General features: G+C 48.2%; 23 protein-coding genes and 1 other RNA gene. 9 read left to right on the forward strand and 15 right to left on the reverse strand.

Annotated elements, in window-relative coordinates; translation table 11 throughout:
- Positions 1-183 precede the first annotated feature (183 nt).
- Positions 184-690: a YbaK/EbsC family protein gene (locus tag LRP50_RS01735; protein WP_274162786.1), complete on the reverse strand. Its 507-nt coding sequence runs from the start codon at positions 688-690 to the stop codon at positions 184-186.
- Between the two features lie 3 nt (positions 691-693).
- Positions 694-1323: a LysE/ArgO family amino acid transporter gene (locus LRP50_RS01740; protein ID WP_274162787.1), complete on the reverse strand. Its 630-nt coding sequence runs from the start codon at positions 1321-1323 to the stop codon at positions 694-696.
- A 128-nt stretch (positions 1324-1451) separates the two neighbouring features.
- Between LRP50_RS01740 and LRP50_RS01745 the strand changes: the two genes are divergently transcribed.
- Positions 1452-2348: a LysR family transcriptional regulator ArgP gene (locus LRP50_RS01745; protein ID WP_274162788.1), complete on the forward strand. Its 897-nt coding sequence runs from the start codon at positions 1452-1454 to the stop codon at positions 2346-2348.
- Positions 2349-2462: 114 nt separating this feature from the next.
- Positions 2463-3161, forward strand: a complete 699-nt coding sequence (locus tag LRP50_RS01750; protein ID WP_274162789.1) for an oxidative stress defense protein — start codon at positions 2463-2465, stop codon at positions 3159-3161.
- Between the two features lie 100 nt (positions 3162-3261).
- Here LRP50_RS01750 and serA read toward each other — a convergent pair whose 3' ends face one another.
- From serA to zapA, 5 genes are all read right to left on the reverse strand, one after another.
- Positions 3262-4491 carry a phosphoglycerate dehydrogenase gene (gene serA / locus LRP50_RS01755; protein WP_274162790.1) on the reverse strand — a complete coding sequence of 410 codons (1230 nt, stop codon included), beginning with the start codon at positions 4489-4491 and terminating at the stop codon, positions 3262-3264.
- A 304-nt stretch (positions 4492-4795) separates the two neighbouring features.
- The gene (rpiA, locus tag LRP50_RS01760) at positions 4796-5449 is read right to left on the reverse strand and encodes a ribose-5-phosphate isomerase RpiA (protein WP_274162791.1); all 654 of its coding nucleotides are present in this window, start codon (positions 5447-5449) and stop codon (positions 4796-4798) included.
- A 117-nt stretch (positions 5450-5566) separates the two neighbouring features.
- Entirely contained in the window at positions 5567-6169 is a 603-nt protein-coding gene (locus LRP50_RS01765) for a 5-formyltetrahydrofolate cyclo-ligase (RefSeq protein ID WP_274162792.1), read from the reverse strand.
- Between the two features lie 41 nt (positions 6170-6210).
- A non-coding RNA gene (ssrS, locus tag LRP50_RS01770) (6S RNA) lies at positions 6211-6394 on the reverse strand.
- A gap of 13 nt (positions 6395-6407) precedes the next feature.
- Positions 6408-6716 carry a cell division protein ZapA gene (gene zapA, locus LRP50_RS01775; RefSeq protein ID WP_274162793.1) on the reverse strand — a complete coding sequence of 103 codons (309 nt, stop codon included), beginning with the start codon at positions 6714-6716 and terminating at the stop codon, positions 6408-6410.
- A gap of 281 nt (positions 6717-6997) precedes the next feature.
- On the opposite strand from zapA, the gene LRP50_RS01780 reads away from it, so the two are divergent.
- The 3 genes from LRP50_RS01780 to LRP50_RS01790 all read left to right on the forward strand — a co-directional run bounded on the left by LRP50_RS01780 (position 6998) and on the right by LRP50_RS01790 (position 10084).
- The gene (locus tag LRP50_RS01780) at positions 6998-7573 is read left to right on the forward strand and encodes a YecA/YgfB family protein (protein ID WP_274162794.1); all 576 of its coding nucleotides are present in this window, start codon (positions 6998-7000) and stop codon (positions 7571-7573) included.
- Between the two features lie 94 nt (positions 7574-7667).
- Complete coding sequence (gene ubiH / locus LRP50_RS01785) at positions 7668-8873, forward strand: 2-octaprenyl-6-methoxyphenyl hydroxylase (RefSeq protein WP_274162795.1); 1206 nt, start codon at positions 7668-7670, stop codon at positions 8871-8873.
- A complete protein-coding gene (locus LRP50_RS01790; RefSeq protein ID WP_274162796.1) occupies positions 8873-10084 on the forward strand; it encodes an FAD-dependent 2-octaprenylphenol hydroxylase in 1212 nt (403 codons plus the stop codon). The genes ubiH and LRP50_RS01790 overlap by 1 nt, the downstream gene beginning before the upstream one ends.
- Before the next feature lie 233 nt (positions 10085-10317).
- Here LRP50_RS01790 and eno read toward each other — a convergent pair whose 3' ends face one another.
- The 5 genes from eno to rlmD form a co-directional block, all read right to left on the reverse strand.
- Complete coding sequence (eno, locus tag LRP50_RS01795) at positions 10318-11619, reverse strand: phosphopyruvate hydratase (protein ID WP_028022958.1); 1302 nt, start codon at positions 11617-11619, stop codon at positions 10318-10320.
- A gap of 80 nt (positions 11620-11699) precedes the next feature.
- Positions 11700-13334 carry a CTP synthase gene (locus LRP50_RS01800; RefSeq protein WP_274162797.1) on the reverse strand — a complete coding sequence of 545 codons (1635 nt, stop codon included), beginning with the start codon at positions 13332-13334 and terminating at the stop codon, positions 11700-11702.
- A gap of 139 nt (positions 13335-13473) precedes the next feature.
- On the reverse strand, positions 13474-14292 hold the full coding sequence (gene mazG / locus LRP50_RS01805) for a nucleoside triphosphate pyrophosphohydrolase (RefSeq protein WP_274162798.1): 819 nt from the start codon (positions 14290-14292) through the stop codon (positions 13474-13476).
- A 124-nt stretch (positions 14293-14416) separates the two neighbouring features.
- On the reverse strand, positions 14417-16630 hold the full coding sequence (gene relA / locus LRP50_RS01810) for a GTP diphosphokinase (RefSeq protein WP_274162799.1): 2214 nt from the start codon (positions 16628-16630) through the stop codon (positions 14417-14419).
- 116 nt (positions 16631-16746) lie between these two features.
- Positions 16747-18066, reverse strand: a complete 1320-nt coding sequence (gene rlmD / locus LRP50_RS01815) for a 23S rRNA (uracil(1939)-C(5))-methyltransferase RlmD (protein WP_274162800.1) — start codon at positions 18064-18066, stop codon at positions 16747-16749.
- A gap of 224 nt (positions 18067-18290) precedes the next feature.
- Between rlmD and barA the strand changes: the two genes are divergently transcribed.
- Positions 18291-21035, forward strand: a complete 2745-nt coding sequence (barA, locus tag LRP50_RS01820; protein WP_274162801.1) for a two-component sensor histidine kinase BarA — start codon at positions 18291-18293, stop codon at positions 21033-21035.
- Between the two features lie 59 nt (positions 21036-21094).
- Here the strand turns inward: barA and LRP50_RS01825 are convergent, their stop codons facing one another.
- From LRP50_RS01825 to LRP50_RS01835, 3 genes are read right to left on the reverse strand one after another with little or no spacing between them, the layout of a single operon-like run.
- Positions 21095-22324 (reverse strand): NAD(P)/FAD-dependent oxidoreductase, encoded by a 1230-nt coding sequence (locus LRP50_RS01825; protein WP_274162802.1) that lies wholly within the window; start codon positions 22322-22324, stop codon positions 21095-21097.
- 41 nt (positions 22325-22365) lie between these two features.
- Positions 22366-23439 carry a class I SAM-dependent methyltransferase gene (locus tag LRP50_RS01830; RefSeq protein WP_274162803.1) on the reverse strand — a complete coding sequence of 358 codons (1074 nt, stop codon included), beginning with the start codon at positions 23437-23439 and terminating at the stop codon, positions 22366-22368.
- 29 nt (positions 23440-23468) lie between these two features.
- The gene (locus LRP50_RS01835; RefSeq protein ID WP_274162804.1) at positions 23469-23864 is read right to left on the reverse strand and encodes a hypothetical protein; all 396 of its coding nucleotides are present in this window, start codon (positions 23862-23864) and stop codon (positions 23469-23471) included.
- A 131-nt stretch (positions 23865-23995) separates the two neighbouring features.
- On the opposite strand from LRP50_RS01835, the gene LRP50_RS01840 reads away from it, so the two are divergent.
- Genes LRP50_RS01840 through LRP50_RS01850 form a run of 3 tightly spaced genes read left to right on the forward strand, consistent with a single transcriptional unit; the run spans position 23996 to position 25791 of the window.
- The gene (locus LRP50_RS01840; protein WP_274162805.1) at positions 23996-24748 is read left to right on the forward strand and encodes a beta-ketoacyl synthase chain length factor; all 753 of its coding nucleotides are present in this window, start codon (positions 23996-23998) and stop codon (positions 24746-24748) included.
- On the forward strand, positions 24729-25547 hold the full coding sequence (locus LRP50_RS01845) for a lysophospholipid acyltransferase family protein (protein WP_274162806.1): 819 nt from the start codon (positions 24729-24731) through the stop codon (positions 25545-25547). The genes LRP50_RS01840 and LRP50_RS01845 overlap by 20 nt, the downstream gene beginning before the upstream one ends.
- Positions 25531-25791 (forward strand): phosphopantetheine-binding protein, encoded by a 261-nt coding sequence (locus LRP50_RS01850; protein WP_274162807.1) that lies wholly within the window; start codon positions 25531-25533, stop codon positions 25789-25791. The genes LRP50_RS01845 and LRP50_RS01850 overlap by 17 nt, the downstream gene beginning before the upstream one ends.

A 25791-nucleotide genomic window follows, 5' to 3' on the forward strand; every position in this document is an offset into this window, starting at 1 on the left:
CCCCTACACGAGCTTATTCGACATGGCTTAACCACACCATTTCGCACGGTAACCGAGTAATCTCAAGAACATAATAAAGAATAGTAATATTCCCACATTCGTCATTGCCACACCAGACATGGCAACGACAAACGTGTGATTATATCAGACAAACCCTTGCCGCTTCGCGAAAGAGAATTGAGATCACTGAGCGATAGTCTCTCTGAGTATATGGATAGGGTTGGCTAAAGCAGAAAGTAAAACAGGTAAATCTTTCGCAGAAAATGCGAAGGTATAATTGGGAGGACCTGGGGTATACATCAAAGATTCAAACCCAAACAGTGCTTCATCAATCAACAAAGGGATAGACGTGGGTATCCCAAAAGGGCAAACCGCTCCAGGCACACAGCCGATCTCGCGGATCATTTCGTCATCTGACGCAATAGAGGACCGCTTCCCGACGGCTGCTTTAATTTTCTTGCTGTCGAGCCGCGCTTCTTTATGCGTTAACAATAGAGCGTGTTCACCGGATTTAAACTTAAGAAACAAACTCTTGGTGGGTGTTGCTGTCCAACCAAGGCGCTTTCCAACCTCCTCGTCTGTCGTAAAATCCAATATCGGTTCATGTTGCCACTGCTGATAAGCGACACCACAGCCCTCAAACAAAGAGATATTTCGCTGAAGAATGTCATTAAGCGTTTCTTGGTTCATCCCTTACAACCCCGCTAACCATTTTTGCATCAGTAAAAACGCCACATAGAGCATCATCAGTGCCACTAAAACATCAATCGCCTGACGCACTCGAGGACGAGACAATACAGGCGACATTTTCGCCGCCCCTAAAGAGATACCATAAAACCAAACAAAAGACGCGAGGACAGTACCAATGGCAAATGCAATACGTTGGGAGGGTTCAAATTGACCACCAATCGATCCCAATACCACGACAGTATCTAGGTACACATGCGGGTTTAATACCGTGACTGCCAGAGCGCCAAGCACAACAGCAAACACGCCTTTCCGGCTTACCTTGTCTCCCTCGGGTAAGTCGTCTTTTTCACCTTGCCAAGCACGATACAAAGATTGCACCGCATAAGTCACCAAGAAGGCGACGCCTCCTATTGTCACCACATTGAGCAATATCTCGTTGCTTGCCAGCATGGCGCCGCCACCAAAGATCCCCATTGCGATCAATATGGCATCACAGAGAAAACAAATTGTCGCTGTCGCTACATGGTGGTGACGACGTATTCCCTGATTGAGCACATACGCGTTTTGTGCACCAATCGGAATGATCATACTCAGCCCGAGGCCAAACCCTTGGAAAATAATTACACTGCTCATGGCTCGACATCCTCTGACTTCGGCGTTGATGGAAGCCACACGATAAGGGCGGCATAGATGTAAGTAAAACTAATAAAATTGATGCTACATTAGAGGGGCTAATACCGTGTTTAATAAAGGACAGATGAATGAAAGGACTCGATTATCGTTGGGTTGCAGCCCTCGATGCTGTGATCGCCAATGGCAGTTTTGAAAAGGCTGCGGATACGCTTTTCATCACCCAGTCAGCGGTATCCCAGCGCATCAAGCAACTCGAAAAACTGGTGGCTCAACCAGTTTTGATACGAGAAAATCCGCCACAACCAACCGCGATTGGAAGAAAATTACTAGGGCTTCATCAGCGTGTTCAACTCTTAGAGCAAGAATTAATTCCCGAGCTGATGCCTGATGGGCAATCTAGCGCTGTGACCGTGCCTATTGCTACCAATGCTGACAGCCTCGCAACCTGGCTACTCCCTGCCCTGACACCGCTCATGCAAGCACAAGCCCTTGAGCTGAGCCTGATCGTAGACGATGAAGTTCGTAGCCTTAATCGAATTCGATCGGGTGAGGCAGTGGTTGCCATCAGCACAGAAGCTCATCCATTACATGGCTGCGTTGCCCAATATCTCGGTGAAATGAAATACTTGTGCGTATCCACGCCAGATTTCAAAGATCGATTTTTCCCAAATGGCATGAATGCCGAAGCTGTCAGCAAAGCCCCCGCCGTCGTATTCGACCGTCTTGATGACATGCACACGTTATTCGTGTCTGAGCGCTTCAATTTGCCCACGGTCGGGTGGCGCAGTCACATGGTTCGTTCGTCTGAAGCCTTTGTGAACATGGCGAAACTCGGGGTCGCCTATTGCCTTATACCCAAACTGCAAATTGAGCGAGAGCTTGCAAGTGGGGAGTTGATTGACCTTTGTCCTGATGATGGTGTTTCCCGTCACCTTTACTGGCACCACTTTGCTACCGAGAGCGGCGTACTGGCACAAATGACGAATGCATGCTTAAGTTATGCTCGACGTGTATTACCTCAATAACTATCCACACAGCCAGAGAAGGTTTGGGTATTTCGTATTTTCTCAACGTCAGGGATAATCGAGAAAGACTTGCGGTCAAACCGTGTTGAAACTGACAATAATGGAAACTCTCCTATGAAAAAGCACCTCATTGCGACTTTGCTCGGTGCGGCAGTAACGCTGTCGCCTTTCTCCGCCATCGCGTCACCTGATTTTCCACATTTACAAACCGTGGGCGTGGGTGAAGTGGTTGCCACTCCAGATATGGCAAGCATTGACGTTGCCGTGTCTATCAACCGCACATCAGCACAAGCCGCTAAAAAAGCCTCAGACAATGCTATCGCCGCTCTCGTGGAGCGCCTACAGAAGATGGGGGTTGAAGATAAAGATATCGACAGCGCAAACTTGTCGCTACAACCACAATACAGCTATCCCAAGAACAGTGAGCCGAAGCTAACGGGCTATCGCGCAACTCGCTCAGTCACAGTCACTGTGAAAGACCTCGAAAACCTGAACCGTGTATTAGACGGTGCATTAGCAGACGGAATTAACCGCGTAAATGGCATTGCATTTTCTTCCAGCAAAGAAGCGGAACTAAAAGAAAAAGCTCGCATGGCCGCGATTGCCGACGCCCAAGCGAAAGCAAAATCATTAGCCAAAGGCTTTGGTGAAACATTGGCGGGTGTTTGGGAGATCCGCTATGTTGACCAATCTCCTATTCGCCCCGTTATGATGCGTATGGCTGAGGCGACAGCTGACGTAAACGCGACTTACAAAGACGCTGAAATCACCATTCGAGATCGTGTCGACGTTGTCTATGCACTAGGGGAATAACCGCTGCATCGCCAAACGGCAGACAAAAAATAAGGCCGCTAATGCGGCCTTATTAATGGGCGGAAGACGGTTTGAGGGGGAGCAAACACGTCAACCCAAATTAGTGAAGAATACGCGCACGCAAAGTGCCATCGATCGCTTTTAGCTTCTCAAGGGCTTTTTCTGAATGCTCGGTTTCAACATCAATCACCACATAACCAAACTCGGCATTGGTTTGCAGGTACTGAGCAGCAATGTTAATGCCTTCTTCAGCGAAGATGGTGTTGATCTTGGTCAGGATGCCCGGCTTATTCTGGTGAATGTGCAGCAAACGTGATGTTTCGCTATGCTCCGGCAGAGACACTTCTGGGAAGTTCACACATGACAATGTCGAACCATTGTCAGAGTATTTCACCATTTTGCCCGCGACTTCGATACCAATGTTTTCTTGTGCTTCTTGCGTAGAGCCACCAATATGCGGCGTCAGAATCACGTTATCGAATGCTTGCAACGGCGACGTGAATGGGTCGCTGTTCGTTTTTGGTTCAGTTGGGAATACGTCAATCGCAGCGCCACCAATGTGACCGCTTTCCAGAGCGCCACACAGCGCGTCGATATCAACAACAGTGCCACGAGCAGCGTTAATAAATACCGCGCCAGGCTTCATACGAGCAAACTCTTCGCTGCCCATCATATCTTGGGTTGATGCTGTTTCTGGTACATGCAAGGTAATCACGTCACTCTTGTTTAGCAGCTCTGACATCGAGGCTACTTGCTGCGCATTACCAAGAGATAGTTTGTTTTCAATATCATAGAAGAAAACACGCATACCCAGGTTTTCCGCAAGAATACCGAGCTGCGTACCAATGTGACCGTAACCGATAATACCAAGGTTTTTTCCGCGCGCTTCAAAAGAACGATCCGCAGATTTCATCCACTCGCCACGGTGCGCCAAGGCATTCTTTGCAGGAATACCACGAAGAAGGAGAAGTATTTCACCAAGAACCAATTCTGCAACGCTACGAGTATTTGAGAAAGGTGCGTTGAAAACAGGGATACCACGCTTTGCAGCGGCAGACAGGTTTACTTGGTTAGTACCAATGCAGAAACAGCCAACAGCAATCAATTTCTTCGCTTTTTCAAAGACCTTTTCGGTCAATTGAGTACGAGAGCGGATACCAACAATGTGAGCATCAGCGATCGCTGCTTCGAGCTCTTCGCCAGCCAATGACCCTTTGTGATACTCAATGTTGGTATAGCCTGAGCTTTGCAGCACTTCTAATGCGGTAGGGTGGACGCCTTCAAGAAGAAGGATTTTTATTTTGTCTTTATCAAGCGACACTTTAGCCATGTGGTTATCATCCTTAAAAACAAACCAGAATTACAAAAATTGGTTTTGCCATCCGAGTGGCTGAGGGCCTCGATCTAACCAAGGGAAAATTGAACACTTTCCAACCAAAGTGGTCATGAACGCCTCACAATTAGTGACTAAGGTAACAAAAAGTTGTTCGAAAGGGTAAGAATATTACGTTATAAAAGCGAAAAAAAACGGTGCCCAAAGAGCACCGCTAACTTATTGAGTTCCTTGAACGCAAACGTTTGGCTTTCGTGTCAAAAAAATGCGGAAAGCTAAGGGTTTGCTCGTCAAAGAGAATTTAGCTTTTCACAACACCGTTTGGTGTGCCTTCAAGCACAACATCAGCACCGCGATTCGCAAACAGACCCACTGTCACCACACCCGCAATACCATTGATGGTATCTTCAAGTTGCTTTGCATCGGTGATTTGAAGGTTATGCACATCAAGAATCATATTGCCGTTGTCAGTCACACAACCTTCACGGTAGCAAGGATCACCACCCAGCTTCACCAGTTCGCGAGCAACATAAGAGCGCGCCATTGGGATCACTTCAACGGGCAATGGAAATTGACCCAGAACATCCACTTTCTTGGTGTCATCAATAATGCAGATAAATTTCTCTGCAATCGCTGCGACGATTTTCTCACGCGTCAGTGCAGCACCGCCGCCTTTGATCATATCGTTGGTTGGGTTGATTTCATCAGCGCCGTCGACATAGATATCCAAGCTTGCCACTTCATTGGCATCAAATACGGGAATACCAATCTTCTCAAGACGCTCAGTCGATGCTACTGAGCTCGACACCGCACCTTTGATTTGCTCTTTCATGGTTTCAAGGGCATCAATGAAGTGATTAACGGTTGAGCCTGTACCTACGCCGACAATGCTGCCTTTGGTAACATATTCCAACGCAGCCCAGCCAGCCGCTTTCTTCATTTCATCCTGAGTCATGAGGATCTCCTGCTAATTTAGGGGGAAAAACGCGAGGCCGATTATACAGATCTCAATCGGTAAGTTGGGGATTTTTACATACACAGATCCCGTTCCGACTGATCCAATCAGATTCGTTCATATCGTCCACTGCCAGTGTTTTGAAGGCGTCAATATTTCAGGCAATGGAACATCCCACGCTTCGACGGGGAGAGCGTTCACTTGCTGACAGTCATGTGCAAGCCCCAAAGGCTTAGCACCTTGCTGCGTCTCATACCAAGGTGCAAGCGTGCGATCATAATAGCCTCCTCCCATGCCCAATCGTTGACCTGTTTGATCAAACGCCACCAACGGGGTGCAAATCAGATCGAGTTTGCTCACTGGTAACACATCTCTCACATCCAATTTGGGCTCTAGGATATGATAACGATTAGGAATGAGGACGGATTGACGATGGTAATGAAGAAAGAGTAAATGCCCTTTACTAAAAGGGTGAATCACTGGCAAATACACAGACTTACTTTCCGCCCAGCAATGCTCTATCAGTGGTGTCGTATCAATTTCGCCGTCCACCGACAAATAAAGAGCAATATGCTTGGCACTGCTGACAACCTCAGCCTGCTGAAAACGCGAGAGCAATTGCGCTGCAGCGTCTTGCTGGGATGAGTCTGATAAGGCGCGCCTCTGAAGGCGGATTTGTTTGCGTAGCGCTTGGCGCTGATCGGACGTTGTTGCTTGCATCGGCGGTCCTTGCCGTTTGCTGAATGGTCTATCTAAGAAGGGATGGCCCCGGAGTGCCGTTGGGGATCTTACGCCCTTGAACCCTGCGGTTCAAGGCGGATGGGCAGAACAGACCGTAGGCTTCTCGGTACGAGCCGAGCTTGCACAAAAGCCTGTAACAACTCACCCTTAGATGTGCTTATCGGCTCAGGGACTCAGATCCACTGACGCACACTCCAGGGTCAAACAGGTAAAGCCCTTAGGCTTTCGACGCGCTGTGCTTCAACAACGCCTCTTCAATCGTTTGCTGCAACAGCGTAATACGCTGCTCCATATCATTCTTTTCATCGACACTTTTTTGCTTTTCTGCCAACAATTCGTAGCAGACATTAAGTGCCGCAATCGTGAGCAACTGCTCTGTATTCGTTACTTTAGTGCGCCCAGACAATTCATGCAACCGTTGATCAAAGTCGTTCGCTGCTTCAACCAATGCCTCTTCCTGCCCTGCTGGACAGTTAACGCGCATCGTCTTACCTAGGATTTGAATTTCAACAGCCTGCGTAGTCATTATCTTTTTGAGCTCCCTTCAAAGTGCGATGTCGCACCCTGACGTAACGGGCACAAACTATAGAAAATGGCAGATTAAACTGCAAGTTTATCCTAATGTCTTGTGTCTCTCGACGCACTGATTAGACGAAAAGTCGTCAATGTGATGAAAATCAGAGCTATTTTGAAATTCTGAAAGACGTTTCCGTGGGCATGCATGGACTTTTTAGGTTGAGATGTTCAGTGACATTGCGCTAAGTGGTAGCATACGGCAAGAAACTAACGGTATCCAAGGTGGCCCTCGTGACACAAGTAACTTTACCTGAATACAGCATCATTGCTACCACTCTAAAGTCCGACAGCTTGGCGGTGACCCCCGCTGAAATGCAAGGATTGCTTTGCGGCATGCTTTGCGGTGGACTCGACCCAGAACTCGGCAATTGGATGCCAATGCTTTATGACTACACCAACGATGGTGCTGGCTGGCCACATGAATCAAAAACGCTGGCAGCCACCTCGCTGGGTATTGCTAATAATCAACTGACATCAGGCCAAATGGATTTCGACCCTCTGCTGCCAGACGAAAACGTTGAACTTGTTGACCGTGCTGATGGCCTATCAGAGTGGGTGAATGCCTTTATCGCAGGTATCGGTCTTGCTGGTGTGACTGCTGGGAAGCTCTCTGACGATGCAAAAGAAGTGCTTGCCGATTTGGCTGAAATTGCACAACTTGGCATTGATGAAGACGAAGACTTAGAAGAACAAGCCCTGCTGCTTGAGCAAGTGATTGAGCATGTACGTGTATGCGCCATGACTCTGCATATTGAGCTTGGCGCCAAAGCGCAAAACGATGAAGATGCGAAGCCAACACTTCACTAAGCCAGCACCGCAATAAACCAAGGTTAAGATCAGCGTATCACCAATTAACAACACGCGATTGTTATCAGAAGCACTCGCTGGAGAAAGGCAAGGAATGGACGCAACAGCGCCGTCAACACACACATATGATGTAATTATCGCAGGAGGCGCAATGGCTGGTGCAACACTCGCACTCGCCATTGAGCAACTGACGCAGGCTCAACTGTCCGTCGCCGTTGTGGAAGCCGCTATCCCTGACCATGCCCATCCTGGGTATGACGCGAGAAGCATCGCGCTGTCCTACGGAAGTTGCCAATTGCTTGAGCAGTTAGGTATTTGGCATCACGTTGCACCATTCGCCACCGCCATTAACACCATCCATGTTTCAGATCGTGGTCATTTCGGACTCACCGAGATGAATGCTAGCACGGAAGGCTTACCCTACTTGGGCAATGTGATTGAACTGGCTGATGCAGGGCGTGAATTTCATCAAGCCCTGAGCCAAGCTAAAAACATCACTTTGTACTGCCCCTCTTTCGTCACCGAACTGACCCGAGAAACGGACAAGGTCACGATAACGCTCAATGATGGACAAGTGCTTACCACCAAACTGATGGTTGCTGCCGACGGCGCCCTTTCCTCATGCTGTGACATGGTCGGTATCGCCCGCCATGAACATGATTTTGAACAAGTCGCGCTGATCGCCAATGTCACTACATCGTTGCCTCATCAAGGCAAGGCGTTTGAACGCTTTACCGAAACCGGTCCAGTCGCGTTGTTGCCAATGTCTGAAGGTCGCAGCTCATTAGTGTGGTGTGTCAAACCACACGAAGCGCCCGATTTTCTCGCGCTGTCTGATCGTGAATTTGCAGAGAAACTCCAACAAACGTTCGGCTGGCGCCTTGGCCAGTTGTTACATGTTGGGCAGCGAAACAGCTATCCACTGATCTTGCGCCAAGCAACTCAGCTGATCAGCCATCGCTTTGCTGTTGTGGGAAATGCAGCCCAAACGCTACACCCAATTGCAGGCCAAGGCTTTAACCTTGGGCTTCGAGATGTAGTCACCTTGGCAGAAGAAATTGCCAAGGCACACAAAGAACAACAAGACTGTGGCAACATGATAATGCTTCAGCGTTACCTTCATCGTCGCGAACCAGACAGAGATGCCACTGTCGCCATGACATCGGGCCTTGTTCATGGTTTTTCCAATACGTCTGCGCCACTCAGTCTTGGGCGCAATTTAGGACTGGCGGCAATGTCCGTCTTTAGCGGATTAAAAGCGCCATTGCTAAAACGTGCAATGGGGCTGGTAGAACGATAATGAAAATGACAAATGTAGACATCGCCATTATTGGTGGCGGTATGGTGGGATTAACATTGGCAGCTGCACTCGCTGACAGCGACCTTCGCATCGCCGTCATCGAAGGAAAAATGCCAGACATCGATCTGCCTCCCCTTCCCGATTTGCGTGTTTCTGCGCTCAGCCGCGCCAGCGAAAACATCTTAAAAAATGTAAGTGCATGGGACGGAATTACGTCTCGACGCAGCAGCCCATATCAGAAAATGTCGGTGTGGGAACAAGACAGCTTTGGCGCGATTGATTTTGATGCCATGGACATGGGTCAGCCGAACCTAGGCTATATCGTCGAAAACCGCGTTATCCAACTGTCATTGTTTGAACGCATCAAGCAGCAACACAATGTCACCCTATTTTGCCCAGACAAATGCGCGAGCATGATGTTCGGCGAAACCGAAGCTTGGCTAACACTCGATTCTGGCAATGCCATTACTGCGAAACTGGTGGTTGGTGCTGATGGTGCAAATTCATGGGTTAGAAATCAACTGTCCATCCCGCTGACTCATTGGGACTATGGGCACAGCGCGCTCGTTGCCAACATTCGCACTGCAGAGCCTCATGGCGGCGTTGCACGCCAAATCTTCACCCCTGATGGCCCATTGGCATTCTTGCCGCTGTCAGACCCGTACCTTTGCTCTATCGTGTGGTCTCAATCCCCTGAGCTTGCAGACCAACGATGTGCTTTGTCTGATGAAGACTTTAACAAAGCACTGACTGCCGCATTTGATACACGACTGGGGATTTGCTCTGTAGCAAGCGAGCGGGCTGCGTTTCCGCTGAAGATGCGCTATGCCCGCGACTTCGTGGTCGAGCGCGTCGCACTGATCGGGGATGCCGCTCACACCATTCACCCGTTGGCAGGTCAAGGTGTCAATCTCGGGTTGTTAGATGCCACCAGCTTAGCGCAAGAGTTAGTGCGTTTGCATGAAGAAGGCAAAGACATTGGCGAGAAAGCCAACCTTCGCAGTTTTGAGCGCTGGCGCAAAGCCGAAGCGGCTCACATGATTGCCGCCATGCAGGGGTTTCGCGATATTTTCTCAGGTGAAAACCCCGCCAAGAAACTGTTCCGTGGCATTGGCTTGATGGCCGCAGCGACCCTGCCAGGGATTAAAACGCAGTTTATTAAGCGAGCTTTGGGGTTAAATGGGGATTTGCCCGAGTTGGCAAAGAAATAGGGTACTGGGTACTGGGTACTGGGTACTGCAAAATGTTTTTGACGGCCTGAGATGCGGTCAAGCTTTTCGCTTTCGCTCTTCCTAGGATCTAGGGCCTGCTCTTCCTAGAACCTGTTTTTCCTAGATCTTTGTATTCCCTATCCTACAAACCCTACAAACAAAAAAACGGCTCCCGAGGGAGCCGTTTTCATATCTAAATCAGCGTATCGCCGACTGAATGAAGAGCTAAGCGATTACGCTTGGCCTTTAACTTCTTTCAGACCGTTGAAAGGTGCGCGTTCGCCCAGAGCTTCTTCGATACGGATAAGTTGGTTGTACTTAGCAACACGGTCAGAACGGCTCATAGAACCCGTCTTGATTTGGCCTGCAGCAGTACCAACAGCTAGGTCAGCGATAGTTGCATCTTCAGTTTCACCTGAACGGTGAGAGATAACTGCAGTGAAGCCAGCATCTTTAGCCATCTTGATAGCAGCCAAAGTTTCGGTTAGTGAACCGATTTGGTTGAACTTGATCAGGATAGAGTTAGTGATGCCTTCTTCGATACCACGAGCAAGGATCTTAGTGTTAGTAACGAATAGATCGTCACCCACTAGCTGAATTTTGTCGCCTAGAAGCTCAGTTTGGTGTTTGAAACCAGTCCAATCAGACTCGTCCAGACCGTCTTCGATAGAAACGATTGGGAATTGCTCAACGAGACCAGCAAGGTAGTGGTTGAACTCTTCAGCGGTGAAGGTTTTGCCTTCGCCTTTCATGTTGTAGATGCCAGCTTCCTTGTCGAAGAACTCAGATGCTGCACAGTCCATAGCAAGAGTGATGTCTTTGCCTAGCTCGTAGCCAGCAGCTGCAACAGCTTCTGCGATAACTTCTAGCGCTTCAGCGTTAGACTTAAGGTTAGGAGCGAAACCGCCTTCGTCACCAACTGCAGTGTTGTAGCCTTTAGACTTCAATACTTTCGCTAGGTTGTGGAATACTTCAGCACCCATGCGAACAGCTTCTTTCAAAGTTGCAGCGCCAACTGGCTGAATCATGAACTCTTGGATATCAACGTTGTTGTCAGCGTGCTCGCCACCGTTGATGATGTTCATCATTGGTAGAGGCATAGAGAACTGACCAGCAGTGCCGTTTAGTTCAGCAATGTGCTCGTACAGTGGCATGCCTTTAGCAGCAGCTGCTGCTTTTGCGTTCGCTAGAGATACCGCTAGGATTGCGTTAGCACCGAACTTAGATTTGTTCTCAGTACCGTCCAAGTCGATCATGATTTGGTCGATTTCTGCTTGGTTTGTCGCGTCTTTACCTTCTAGAGCGTTAGCGATTTCGCCGTTTACTGCGCCGATTGCTTTAAGTACGCCTTTACCTAGGAAACGAGCTTTGTCGCCGTCACGCAATTCAAGAGCTTCGCGAGAACCGGTAGATGCGCCAGATGGTGCAGCTGCCATACCTACGAAACCACCTTCTAGGTGAACTTCTGCTTCTACAGTTGGGTTACCGCGTGAATCGATAATTTCACGACCTAGAACTTTAACGATCTTAGACATTGTGTTTCCTCTCGTATGTCATATAGCTTAAAAATGCGAAAAGCGGCTGCACTACCTTCGCAACCGCCCTTTGTTCTCAGTTACAGCTCACCACGCTGATTTTTACCTGCCGCTGCCACAAAGCCTTCAAACAAAGGATGGCCGTCGCGCGGTGTAGAGGTAAATTCAGGGTGGAACTGGCACGCCACAAACCATGGGTGCTCAGGGTTTTCAATAATTTCAACCAGCTTCTTGTCCGCTGACAAGCCCGATACCACAAGGCCGGCTTCTTCAATTTGCGGACGAAGCACATTGTTGACTTCATAGCGGTGACGGTGACGCTCGTGAATAGACGCATTACCGTATAGCTCACGCGCTTTGGTGCCGTCTTTTAAGTGACACAGCTGTGCGCCAAGGCGCATGGTGCCGCCCAAGTCGGATTTCTCAGTACGCGCTTCAACCTTACCTTCGCCGTCGACCCACTCAGTGATCAGGCCAACAACTGGGAATTTGCTTTCTTTATTGAACTCCGTAGAGTTCGCGCCTTCCATGCCCACAACGTTACGTGCGTATTCAATCAACGCAACTTGCATGCCTAGGCAGATACCCAAGTAAGGAATTTTGTTTTCACGCGCAAACTTCGCTGCCAGAATTTTGCCTTCTACGCCGCGATCACCGAAGCCACCTGGAACTAGAATTGCGTCTAGGCCATGCAGTGCTTCTTCACCTTTGGTTTCTACGTCTTGAGAGTCAACATACTTGATGTTCACGGTCAGGCGATTCTTAAGGCCAGCGTGCTTCAGTGCTTCGTTGACAGACTTATAGGCGTCTGGCAGTTCGATGTACTTACCAACCATACCGATAGTCACTTCACCGGTCGGGTTCGCTTCTTCAAAAATAACTTGTTCCCACTCAGACAAGTCTGCTTGTGGCGCCGTGATACCAAAACGCTGACAAACCAAGTCATCCAAGCCTTGTGAACGGATCAGTGAAGGGATTTTGTAGATAGAATCCACATCCTTCATTGAGATAACGGCTTTTTCTTGCACGTTACAGAACAAGGCAATTTTAGAACGCTCGTTTGCAGGAATAACACGGTCGCTACGGCAAACCAGAATGTCTGGCTGAATACCGATAGACAGCAGTTCTTTCACTGAGTGTTGAGTAGGTTTGGTTTTCACTTCACCTGCAGCTGCAAGGTAAGGAACCAAAGTCAGGTGCATGAACATGGTGCGCTCGCGACCAAGTTCAACCGCCAACTGACGGATAGCTTCTAGGAATGGCAATGACTCGATATCACCAACAGTACCGCCGATTTCAACGATAGCCACATCGTGACCTTCGCCACCAGCAAGCACACGCTCTTTAATCGAGTTAGTGATATGTGGGATAACCTGAATGGTTGCACCCAAGTAGTCGCCGCGGCGTTCTTTGCGCAGTACATCGGCGTATACACGGCCAGACGTAAAGTTGTTGCGCTTAGTCATCTTGGTACGGATGAAACGCTCGTAGTGACCCAAGTCTAGGTCGGTTTCTGCACCGTCTTCCGTAACGAATACTTCACCGTGCTGGGTTGGGCTCATCGTGCCCGGATCCAAGTTGATGTAAGGGTCGAGCTTCATCATGGTCACATTAAGACCACGTGCTTCTAAAATCGCTGCTAAAGACGCTGCAGCAATACCCTTACCGAGGGAGGAAACCACCCCGCCAGTTACAAAAATGTAATTCGTTGTCATGCTAAACCTGAGAGTTGGATTTAGGGGAAATATTGGAAATCTGGACGGGACGACATGTTACCAGAGCCCGAAACTTCCCACAACGTGAAAACTATCACACGACCAAACGTTTTTTTTTGTCGTAAATCAATGGAGTGATTTACATTGCTTTGTTGCCTTCGTCACGTTTCACTTGCTGCCAGAGATTTTCGAGCTCATCTGTCTGACTTTCCTGCAAGTTTTTACCATTTTCGCGTAATTTCATTTCAATTTGACGAAAACGTTTTTCGAATTTTAAATTAGCTTTTCTTAATGCACTTTCGGGATTTGTCCCAACATGGCGGGCTAAATTCACTACGGCAAACAACAAGTCGCCTACTTCTTCATCAACACGTGCTTGATTGACGTCCACCATCAAGGCTTCTTCCATCACTTCTTCAAGCTCTTCTTGGACTTTTTCAGCCACCGGACCGATCGCATCCCAATCAAACCCGACGCTAGCGCAACGTTTCTGAATTTTTGTCGCTCGGCCTAATGCAGGTAATGCGGTAGGTACGTCATCCAATAAACTCACCGCCACATCTGGCGCTGCTTTTTTGGCACGTTCTTGTGCCTTAATGCCTTCCCAATCAGCTTCTTGAAGTGGGTTGCCGTCCGCATCTTTCTCACCAAACACATGAGGATGACGACGAACCAATTTGTCACAGATAGCCCCAACCACATCGTCGAAATCAAAGTCGCCCTGCTCTTTACCGAGTTGACTATAGAACACGATCTGAAACAGGAGATCGCCCAGTTCATCGCGTACATCCGCCCAATCTTGGCGCTCAATCGCATCCACGGTTTCGAAAGTTTCTTCGATGGTGTAAGGAATTATGGAATCAAACGTCTGCTTTTTATCCCACGGACAGCCATTATTCGGGTCTCGTAGGGTCGCCATAATTTCTAGTAATTCTTGCATTCGCGACATTTTTTTCATGTCTATTTACCCACTGTCAGTGTGTTAAAACGTGTTCAATAATAAAAAGGGAAAGCCTAAGCTCTCCCTTTTTTATACCGAATATTTTTTACCCAAATCAACCTGAAGATGCGCGATTTCTCACTCAGTGAAGTCGTTTTGCTTCGTGAACATCTCGCACCTGCTCAAGGCGAGAGATCACTCGACTCAGCACTTCTAAATCACTCAGTTCCAAATCAAAGTCCATGATCGACATGTTTTGCTTATAGTCGACTCGGCTTTGCATGCCTGCTACTTTCACTTTGTCATTGGTCAGTACGTTGGTTAGGTCTTTGATCAACCCATTGCGCTCTGACGCCAACACGCGAACCGTGATCTGGTAGTTACCTACAAACCCCCCGCCCCACACCGTATCGATAATACGCTCAGGCGCATGATGGCGAAGCTCTGATAATTGATCACAGTCTGAACGGTGAACCGATATACCACGCCCTTGCGTCACATAACCTTCGATGGCATCCCCTGGGATCGGCTGACAGCAACGTGCAAGGTGGGTCATCAGGTTATCAACCCCTTCAACCACCACGGCATCTCTGCGCGGTTTTTTCGGCGCTGACGAGGTTTCGGCTTGTTCGAGCTTTTCGCGAAGCTGTTGGTCTTCTTGTGCCTTGGTGGGTTTATTCACCAAGGAGTTGATATAATTCACCACTTGGTTGATGCGCAAGTCGCCACTGCCAACACCGGCATACACTTCTTCCAAGCTGTTCATGTTGAAGCGTTTCATGGCCAGCGAGGCATCTTTGCTAACCGCACCAATTTTCGCCAGTTCGGTATCGAGGATCTCTTTGCCCGCAATCATGTTCTTTTCACGTGATTGCTTGCGGAACCATGCATTGATTTTAGCGCGAGCACGGCCAGAATTGACGAAGCCCAAACTTGGATTTAGCCAGTCACGCGAAGGGTTCGGCTCTTTCTGAGTGATGATTTCAACTTGATCGCCCATTTGCAGGTGGTACGTGAACGGCACAATGCGCCCTTCCACTTTGGTACCAATACAACGGTGACCCACTTCAGAGTGGATGTGGTAAGCAAAATCTAGCGGCGTAGCACCGATAGGCAAATCGACCACATCACCTTTTGGTGTAAAGGCATAAACGCGATCATCAAAGACTTGGCTACGAAGTTCATCGAGCATTTCACCCGAATCAGACATCTCTTCTTGCCATGCCAACAGTTTGCGCAGCCAGGTGATTTTCTCATCGTAGCCACTGCGACCGCCCGCTGATGCACCTTCTTTGTATTTCCAGTGCGCCGCTACGCCGAGTTCGGCATCATCATGCATTTGCTTGGTGCGGATTTGGATTTCAACGGTTTTCCCTTCAGGACCTAGCACTACGGTGTGAATAGACTGATAGCCGTTAGGTTTCGGGTTGGCGACGTAGTCGTCAAATTCTTTAGGGAGGTGGCGATATTTGGTGTGCACCACACCTAATGCGGCGTAGCAGTCTTGCAATTGGTCAGCAATGATTCGGACAGCACGCACATCGAAAAGCTCATCGAAGTCGAGGCTCTTCTTCTGCATTTTCCGCCAGATGCTGTAGATGTGCTTTGGACGACCGTACACCTGAGCATTGATGTTGGACGCACCCATGGCCTGCTGCAAGTCTGTCACGAAGGTATCAATGTAGTCTTCGCGATCAATACGGCGTTCCGCCAGTTGCTTAGCAATTTGCTTGTAGGTGCCCGAATGCTGATAGCGGAAAGTGTAGTCTTCAATTTCCCATTTCAGTTGGCCTATACCCAAGCGGTTGGCCAACGGTGCGTAGATATTCGCACACTCTTTGGCAACAGCTTGACGAACATCGTCTGGTTCGTTTTTCACTTCACGCAGATAACTAATGCGCTCCGCCAGTTTGATCACGACACAACGAAAGTCATCAACCATCGAGAGCAACATACGGCGCACGTTATCCACCTGCGCTGCGGTGGCTTCTTCATTGTTGGAGTTCAAATGACGAATAGACGCCATCTCTTGCACCCCATCAACCAATTTGGTGATGTTGCTGCCGTAGCGTTCTTTCAAGGCCTCTGGCGTGAGTAGGCCATCTTCCACCACAGGGAAGAGCAACGCGGCAATCAAGGTTTCCTTGTCCATGCTAAGAGTGACAAGGATTTCAATCATCTCTCGACCAAACCACAATGATTGAGCGAGGGTCTGCTCGTCACCCAGTGTTTGGCAATCATAATAGGCGTTTATCAGCGCCTGCGAGACATCCGCATCTTGCGCTAGACCATCGACCCAGCGTTCAAGCAAAAATTCTGTGTTGTCATTTAGGTGCGCGCCACGAATTGCGACCATTTCACTATCCTGTTTGTTCTAATCCATATACACAAACCACCTCAACTTGCCTGTTCAACGCACAAGGAAGTAGCTTGTGTATAAACCAGCAACCCTCATGGTTGCCGGTGTGTCACTTATGCCTTTTTGATGAACAGCGCCATCGACTCTAAGTGCCCTGTGTGCGGGAACATGTCCAACATGCCCAACTTAGCCAATTTGTATCCTTTATCGAGCAGTATTTGGCTGTCTCTTGCGAGTGTTGCAGGGTTACAAGACACATACACAATACGCTCAGCACGTGATTGTGCCACATAAGGCATAACCCCTAAAGCGCCAGCACGTGCTGGGTCGAGCAAAATTTTGCTATAACGCTGCTTGCCCCACTCAGTCTTGCCCGCATCGAGTTCAAGGTTTGCATGATAGAAGGCCACATTGTCCAGCTTATTGCGTGCCGCGTTGTCGGTCGCACGTTGAACCATGTCCTCAACACCTTCAACGCCCACCACAGATGCCGCCTTGCTAGCCATTGGCAAACTGAAGTTGCCAAGTCCACAGAATAAGTCGAGCACTTTGTCATTACTATCAAGTGCAAGCCAATCAAGAGCCTGGGCAATCATTTTCAGGTTGATGTCGGCATTAACCTGAATGAAATCCTGCGGTTCAAACTCAAGAGAAAACGTATCTAGCGAATAATACGGCGCACTACCACAAAGACGCTGCGCCTCCGCATCTCCTTGCTGAAGATACAAAATCAGCGCCTTGTCATCAGCAAACTGTTTGAGAGTCACAATGTCGTCATCATGCAATGGCTTAATCGCACGCACTAACAGCACGCGCCCTGCATCAGATTCCACCAGCTCAATATGACCAATAATACGGCGACCGCGCAATGCATCCAGCAGTGAGTAAACCTCTGGAAGCAGTGCATCAAGTACTTTGGCTAACACTGGGCAATGCGTCACTGTCACAATGTCTTTCGAGCTTCGTTGACGAAAGCCCATTTCCAATTCACCCGTTTTAGCGATTTTCACGCTCAATCGCGCACGTCGGCGATATCCTTCACCAACAGAGCACACTGGTGCATCTTGGGTGAGTTCAGCATCTGCAAACTTTCTCATCAGCTGTGAAAGTGAGGTTTGCTTGGCTTTGATCTGCTCATCATGTCCAAGGTGCTGCAAGTTACATCCACCGCACACCCCATAATGGGCACAAAATGGTTCAACACGCTCTGCACTGGCAGTGGTCACTTTGATCAATTTGGCTCGAGCAAACTGACGTTTGTCTTCCGTCAATTGAGCTACAACGTCTTCACCCGCTAATGCACCCGCAATAAACACCGGCTTTTTACCGTCAAAGGCCACACCATCGCCTTGATGGTCAAGACGCTCAACGGTGAATGCCTTGTGTTTGGTGTCGATACTTTTCTTCTTCTGGGGCTGAAAAAAACGCGCCATGTTGATTTTCCAATGTCGGCCATCGCCACCTTTTCCTCTGGTGATGACAGCAGTGAATCGTATATTGGCGAACAGCGGGTTGTGATAACCTGCTGAATTCTCGCCGACAGCTTTGGTGTACAGCCGCACCTAGGATTAGAATGTAGCCTTAGGCACGTCATGATTTTATGTCATGAACAGGTACGTCATGAAAATGATGGCAATTCTCCCACAGAACAAACAGCATGACCAAATACGGACTTCGCGCCAGAGTAATTACCCTTACCATTGCACCGACATTGATCATCGGCATTTTACTGAGTGCCTATTTTATCAAAAACCGCTATCAAGAGCTGGAGCAGCAATTGAGCGTAGCGGGTCAGGCAATCATTGAGCCGCTGGCAATCGCTAGTGAAATCGGTCTTTCTAACGAAAGTCGCGAAAACGTGCGTCGCCTTATCGGTCACACTCACCGACAACACAGTCAATATATTCGAAGTATTGCGGTATTTTCGGGCAAGAATGATCTCTTCGTGACCTCAAACTACCACCGCAATCTCGATTTGATGGCCGTCCCTGACGGACAACCGATACCCGATCGCTTGGAGATAAGCCGACTGCAAGACACCTTGCTGCTTCGTGCACCTATTCGCGCTATCGGCAATTTCAATAACGCGCTAGCACCTGAAATGCCCATCGGCTACATCACGATGGAAATGGACTTGTCCACGGTGAAGCTTAAGCAATACCAAGAAATCATTTCCGCCAGCGTGGTGCTTATTCTTGGCGTTATTCTATCGGGATTCTTTGCCTATCGCTTGTTGCTTGATGTTGAAACGCCAATAAAGCAAATGATCAATATGATCGACAGAATCCGCCGAGGGCATCTCGATGTTCGGATTGAAGGCAAATTATTGGGTGAGCTTGATACCTTGAAGAACGGTATCAACGCCATGGCGATTTCATTGTCTGAATATCATTTGGAGATGCAACAGAGCATTGATCAGGCAACGTCAGACTTACGTGAAACGCTCGAACAGCTTGAAATTCAAAATGTTGAATTAGACATCGCCAAGAAAAACGCGCAAGAAGCGGCACGGGTGAAATCCGAGTTTCTTGCCAACATGTCTCATGAACTGCGTACACCACTCAATGGTGTGATTGGGTTCACCCGCCAAATGCTCAAAACCCAATTAAGTAGCAGCCAACAAGATTATCTGCAGACCATCGAAAAATCAGCCAACAATCTACTCACGATCATTAACGACATTCTCGACTTCTCGAAACTCGAAGCTGGCAAGTTGCTGCTTGAAAACATCCCGTTTGATTTCGAAGACTCTTTAGAAGAAGTCATGCGTTTGCTTGCCCCCATGGCGCACGAAAAAGGACTAGAGCTGAATTTACGCATTGACCCTCGCATTCCTTCTGGGGTGATTGGTGACCCGCTTCGCATCCAGCAAGTGCTCACTAACTTGATTGGTAACGCCACTAAATTTACCGAGCGTGGCCATATTCGTATTAGTGTTGAACTCAAACAGCAACGTGATGAGCAACTGGAATTACAGTTCGTGATACGAGATTCTGGTATCGGTATTTCCGAACGCCAACAGGCTCAGTTATTCCAAGCATTCCGACAAGCGGATGCGAGTATCAGCCGTCGCTATGGCGGAACCGGGCTAGGCCTCGTGATCACCCAAAACCTCGTGCAGCAAATGGGCGGAGACATTGGATTCAGTAGCCGATTGCACCAAGGGTCTACCTTCTGGTTTACCTTATCGCTGATGAAGACCGACTTGCCTTTGGTACAACCTGTCGATGATCAGGCGCTTGCCGGAAGTTCGCTAATTTTAGTAGAGAACGACCTAGAAAGTCGCCAGATCACCAGTGAGAAACTCTCTCAATTTGGTCTCAGCATCCGAAGTGTTGATCAGCTACCCGAGCATTCGGAACGCGTCTCTTGTGTGATGATTTGTATCGATGCCGACGCCGTTCCAGAACCCGATGCGTTAATAAACCAAGCATCTCGCGCTAAAGTCTTCAGTGATAAAATCGTATTTTGCCTTCCGACAACGGAACTCGCACTGTCAGAGCACCTCTTAAATGCGGGTGTCGATGCATGCTTACCGAAACCGCTGTCTGTACGTAAGTTAGTAGAGCTACTTCAGGGTGAACCACAACAACCTAAGGCACTTCCTGCCGTGGTTGAAGCGCACGTAAACAAACTGCCAATGACCGTCATGGCGGTGGATGATAACCCAGCGAACCTCAAGCTCATCGCGGCACTATTAAAAGAACGCGTGACCAATGTGGTGACGGCGCATGATGGTAAGCACGCGGTAGAGCGTGCGCACGCTCAACGTTTTGACCTGATCTTGATGGACATTCAAATGCCAGAAATGGATGGGGTGACAGCTTGTCAGGAAATTCGTCGTTCACCACTGAACCATCAAACCCCAGTTATCGCCGTCACCGCTCATGCCATGGCGGGTGAGCGAGAGCGTTTGCTTGGCGAAGGCATGGACGATTACCTCACCAAACCGATTGAAGAGCATATTCTCGAACAAGTCCTGCACCATTGGACTCACCCGCAATCTGGAGACGTACCTTCCTATAGCCCACTGACCCACTCAAACACGGTCAGTACATCGCTCAGTGTCGATTGGTCACAAGCCATGAAGCAAGCGTCAGGCAAAGAAGCTCTGGCGAAAGAGATGCTGCAAATGCTGGTGCGCTCATTCGATGAAGTAGAAGACAAAGTGAACCTTGCATTAGAGGGCGATACGATTGAACTCTGGCCTGTGATCCACAAGCTACATGGCAGTTGCGCCTATAGCGGTGTACCAAAGCTCAAAGGGCTCTGTTATGAACTGGAAACACAGTATAAGCAGGGAGCCAACAACGAAGACCTTGAACCTGAGCTCTGTGAATTACTCGATGAGATGAATAATATCCGCGAGCAATCCCCGCATTATTTGAGTGAGGAAAGCTGATCGAAAAACGGCAGAAAAGTCTGACTTTCCTGCCGTTTCATCGTTAGCTATTGGAGGGTTTACTCCGCGCAGATAGAAGCCAATATGTCCAGACGTCTCACGGGTTCTTTCACATAGGGATTGCCCTCGTCCCATGCATAACCCGCGAGTATAGAACAAATCATCTGTTTGATTTTCGCATCAGGGTTTGGATAAAAAATCACATCCTGCAATGTGCCTTTGTACCACCCCTCGACATAACATCGAAACGTATCAATCCCTTTTAGAAGAGGCTTTTCATAATCAGCGGTCCAATCGACTTTCTCACCACTCAATTGACGCAATAACGCGTCAGTTGCGTACTCAGCAGACTTCATTGCAATGGTCACACCGGATGAAAATACCGGGTCAAGAAACTCTCCAGCATTACCCAGCAAGGCAAATTTATCGGTAGCCAGTGTTGATACATTTGCAGAGTATCCGCCAATTTCTCCAGCAGGGTTAGGGTACTCTGCCTGAGCGAGCAATATAGCTAAACGCGGCTCTTCCGATGCCAGTTGGCGAATTGCATCAATGTGATCTTCGGGGTAGCGTTCGAAGAAAGTCGGCTCGCCCACAATACCAAAAGAACATGTTCCATTGCTAAATGGGATCAGCCAATACCAAACATCTTGGTTGTTAGGATGAACAGAAATTAAAATCTTATCGCGGTCATATTGCTCGTCATCAATACGATCTGTAATGTGCGTGAATATCGCTTTTCGAGGTGGAAGGCATGATGGTGTTTCAAGGTTCAATAAACGCGGTAACACTCGTCCAAAACCACTCGCATCAAGGATAAAATCCGCTTCAAGCGTATATTTTTCACCGTTCGCATCCTTGACCGTCAGGCGCGGAGATTCGCCGTTAAGTTCTACCGACTCAATCTCATGTTGGTAGCGAATCGTTACACCTTGTCGCTCTGCATCATCAGCCAGCACTTTATCAAACGCACCACGCTGAACTTGAAAGGTGGTGCCGATACCCTGTGAAAACTTGTCCGTGAAGTCGAAACTGACATAGCGTCCTCGACGGTTAAACGCCGCGCCATTTTTGAATTGAAAACCTGCATGATTAACCGCATCCAGCATGCCTGCAGCCCGAATGGATTCCATACACGCTGGCAACAAACTCTCACCGATAGAAAAGCGAGGGAATGTCGCTTTCTCAATCACAATAACGTCAATTCCCTTTTGGTTTAACAATGCTGCTGCAATCGCGCCAGATGGCCCAGCGCCAATAATAGCCACCTGTGTGGTTTCCAAATTCAAACAATGTCTCCTTACAATGTACGCAGAGCGATAATGCCTTGCTAATCCTGACGAGCGTTAAGTTTCAACAAAGTGTGTCCAAGACCGATGTCATCCGTTTTTTCCACCACGTCAAACCCTGCCTCTTCAACAATTTGAACAAACTCTTCGCAGCGATAGAAGCGACTGTTCCCATTGGCAAGGCAAGTAAAATACAACGAAGTCGCATTCAGACTATACGCCGCCGCTTCATATTTCTGAGCATCCCAAAATAGGTCCAAGATATAAACCGTTGCATCCGGCTTCATCGCTTGGCGAACGCGGCGCAAAATGCTCAAAATCTCCATTGGCGAAAAGCAATCTAAAAATTGACTCATCCACCATACATCCGCACCTTGAGGCAGGGACTGAGAAGCATCAAGTGCATTAAAAGCATGACCTTTGATTCGACCTTCATAGCCAATCTCTTTTGCCTGCTCTAATGCCATTTCAATCTGCGGAGGAAGGTCAATAATAGTGACTGTCACATCAGGGCAGTATTGACAACATTGCCTCGCCCATTGCCCTGTATTTCCACCAATATCAAACACGTTTTTAGGCGTATCCGCGAACACTTTTTCGAGCAACAAGGGAAAAGAGCGATCAGAGTAAAAGTGATCGAACTGGAACCAGCTTTTCTTGGCCTTTTCTGGTAGCTGCGATAAGCCTTCGTAAATCGTACTCCAGTCTCCTAACTCTTTTAGGCCTGCAGGCGTACCAGTTTCTATAGACTCGGTGAGATGGCTCATCGCGGCGTAACAAACGTCAGCAGTGAAATCCATATTTGCACGTGTCATTCCATCATGCAGCAGGAAATATCCCAGGTTGGCAATACAATAGCGCGGTGACTTCCACGTAACGATATGGGCAGACACTGCCATATCGAGTAGCACTTTAACACCGTACTCTGATACTCCCGTTGTAGTTGCGATCTCTGTGGCATCAAGGCCATCACTTCCCGCCTCATCAAGGGCAGACAAAATATTGAGATCTCGCAATGTGCGAGCGGTATGAAAAACAATTGGCGCAAAAGCGAGCTTTTGCGCCTCTGTTTTTGCGCTCAATCCGTTATACGGATCAACTTCATAAGACTTCACGCTAAAAACCTACTACCTAAACAGTGTACTTATGACTTAGAGGCACTCAGCACCGCTAAGTGCTTACGGATATCAACATCCAGATTGTTGATCCAGCGATTGTAGTTACGATGAATTTTACCATCACTGTATTTAAGATTTTCAGAATCAACGTAATCAATCGAATAGCTCTTATCGCTATACGTCACATCAATCACAGCACGATGAGAACGGACAAAGAGTTCACCCCGAATCACACCTGGTGCCGTTTCTGTCATGATCCAACCACGATCAGCGCCAGATTCCATAATGGCCTGCTTTACCGATAGCACTGGCACATTAAAAGCAACGGGAACGCTCTCAACATTTTTGATAGGTTGAACACGACCACAACCAACCAGCCCCACGACAACTGCCAACAAAACTAGACATTTCTTTAGATTCACGACTGACTCCTTATTATTGATTCAAACACCTTGTTGCGTGTTACAGTGATTACGATATCATCAACATTACACATTGTTCATGCTAACAATACCTTGATCAATCACATATGCACTGATGTTATAGCCCGCCAATGAGTAGTATTCAATTTAACCTACGAAAACTTAATGCACTGTCGCCTGGTCTAGTAAATCAAGAAGACTGGACAAACTGGTCTCATCTCGATTATCAATGGCCAGAAGGGGAAAACACTCCACCGGCCAGTGCCATACCAGCAATGATGCGCCGCCGCATGAGTGCTATTAGCAAATTAGCGGTGCAAATAGCAACAGAGCTCATTGAGCATGAAAGTGTCGACTTTGTGGTTTTCTCAAGTCGGCATGGTGAACTTCAACGTACTATCACCCTGCTTAACGAAATACAGGCTGGTCAAGATGCGTCACCCACGGCATTCTCTCAATCGGTCCACAATACAGCTGCAGGCTTATTTACCATCGCAACAAAACAAGCCATACCCGCGACATCCCTCTCTGGTGGTGAGGATTCTTTTCATTATGCCCTCACTGAAGCTGCTATTTATTTAACAGAGAACCCCAAACACAAAGTATTGGTTGTTGATTTCGATGCTCCCTTACCTGAACCATATACGCCATTTAACCAATATCACGTTCCCCCATATGCTTTTGGCGTAATTATCGAACACGGTGAGCAGTTCACTGTTTCTCGCTCTAGCGCTAGCCGCCATGACGCAACGCTCTTATTACCGCAAGCACTCGCGTTTTATGCCAATGTCATGAATGCAGCACCCACCTTCGTCATTCAAAGCTCACGGCAACATTGGGAGTGGTGCACAAAGGGGACATGGAATGTTGATAGCAATCAGTAAGGGCTGGCGAATTCTAGCCACAGGTTTTTGCTTTAGTCTCTTTGGGGTTGGGGCTTTATGCCTAACCTTTATTATATGCCCAATAATGACGTTTTCAGCACGCGACGCGCGAGAACGGGAGCATCGCGTGCAGCGAATCATTCAGCGCACTTTTATCGCATTTTGTCTGACGATGAAATATACAGGCGCTATCAACTTTCGAATTTCAGGTGCAGATATTCTGAAGAAAGACAGACGCTGTCTTATTTTAGCCAATCACCCTAGCTTGATTGATTACGTATTAATTGCATCTCAATTACCCCAATGCGACTGCCTCGTTAAAGCCGCTATTTGGCGTAACCCCTTTATGAAAGGCATAGTGAAAGCGGCTGGTTACATCCCCAACAATGATCCAGACGACCTACTGTCACGCTGTAGTGATCGCTTAGACCAAGGCAATGTGTTGTTGGTGTTTCCTGAAGGTACTCGAACCACACCCGGCGAAAAGCAAAAGCTGCACAGAGGGGCATCACAAATTGCAGTTCGCACCCAAACCGACATCCGAATCATCCACATTACAGTCACCCCCAGCTTTCTTACCAAAGAGAGAAAATGGTATCAGGTTCCTGACATTCGCCCCTTTTTTCATGTGGAGGTGAAGGGTAAGATAAGCGCCAGTGAATTTAGTGGCAGTGATGCAGCGGAACCAACAGAAGCTCGTCGTCTAAATCGGAGACTGGCAACCGAACTATTCCCCACCCCAATTAATTCCAAACATCGATATTCAACGAAAGAGGGCCACTGTGAGCACACTACATAACGACATTAAAAAACTGATCATCGATGCATTGAATCTAGAAGATCTCTCCATTGAAGACATCGACACCGACGCCCCTCTGTTTGGAGAAGGTCTAGGACTAGATTCTATTGATGCACTTGAGCTTGGCCTAGCCATTAAGAAAGCGTACAACGTGGTCATTGATGCTGACGATAGCAACACACGTGAGCATTTCGCCTCTGTCGCTAATTTGGCTTCGTTCATCTCTGCTAACAAAGCGGAGTAA

It is taken from the genome of Enterovibrio gelatinilyticus, assembly GCF_028683095.1.
In the GTDB taxonomy this organism is placed as follows: Bacteria; Pseudomonadota; Gammaproteobacteria; order Enterobacterales; family Vibrionaceae; genus Enterovibrio; species Enterovibrio gelatinilyticus.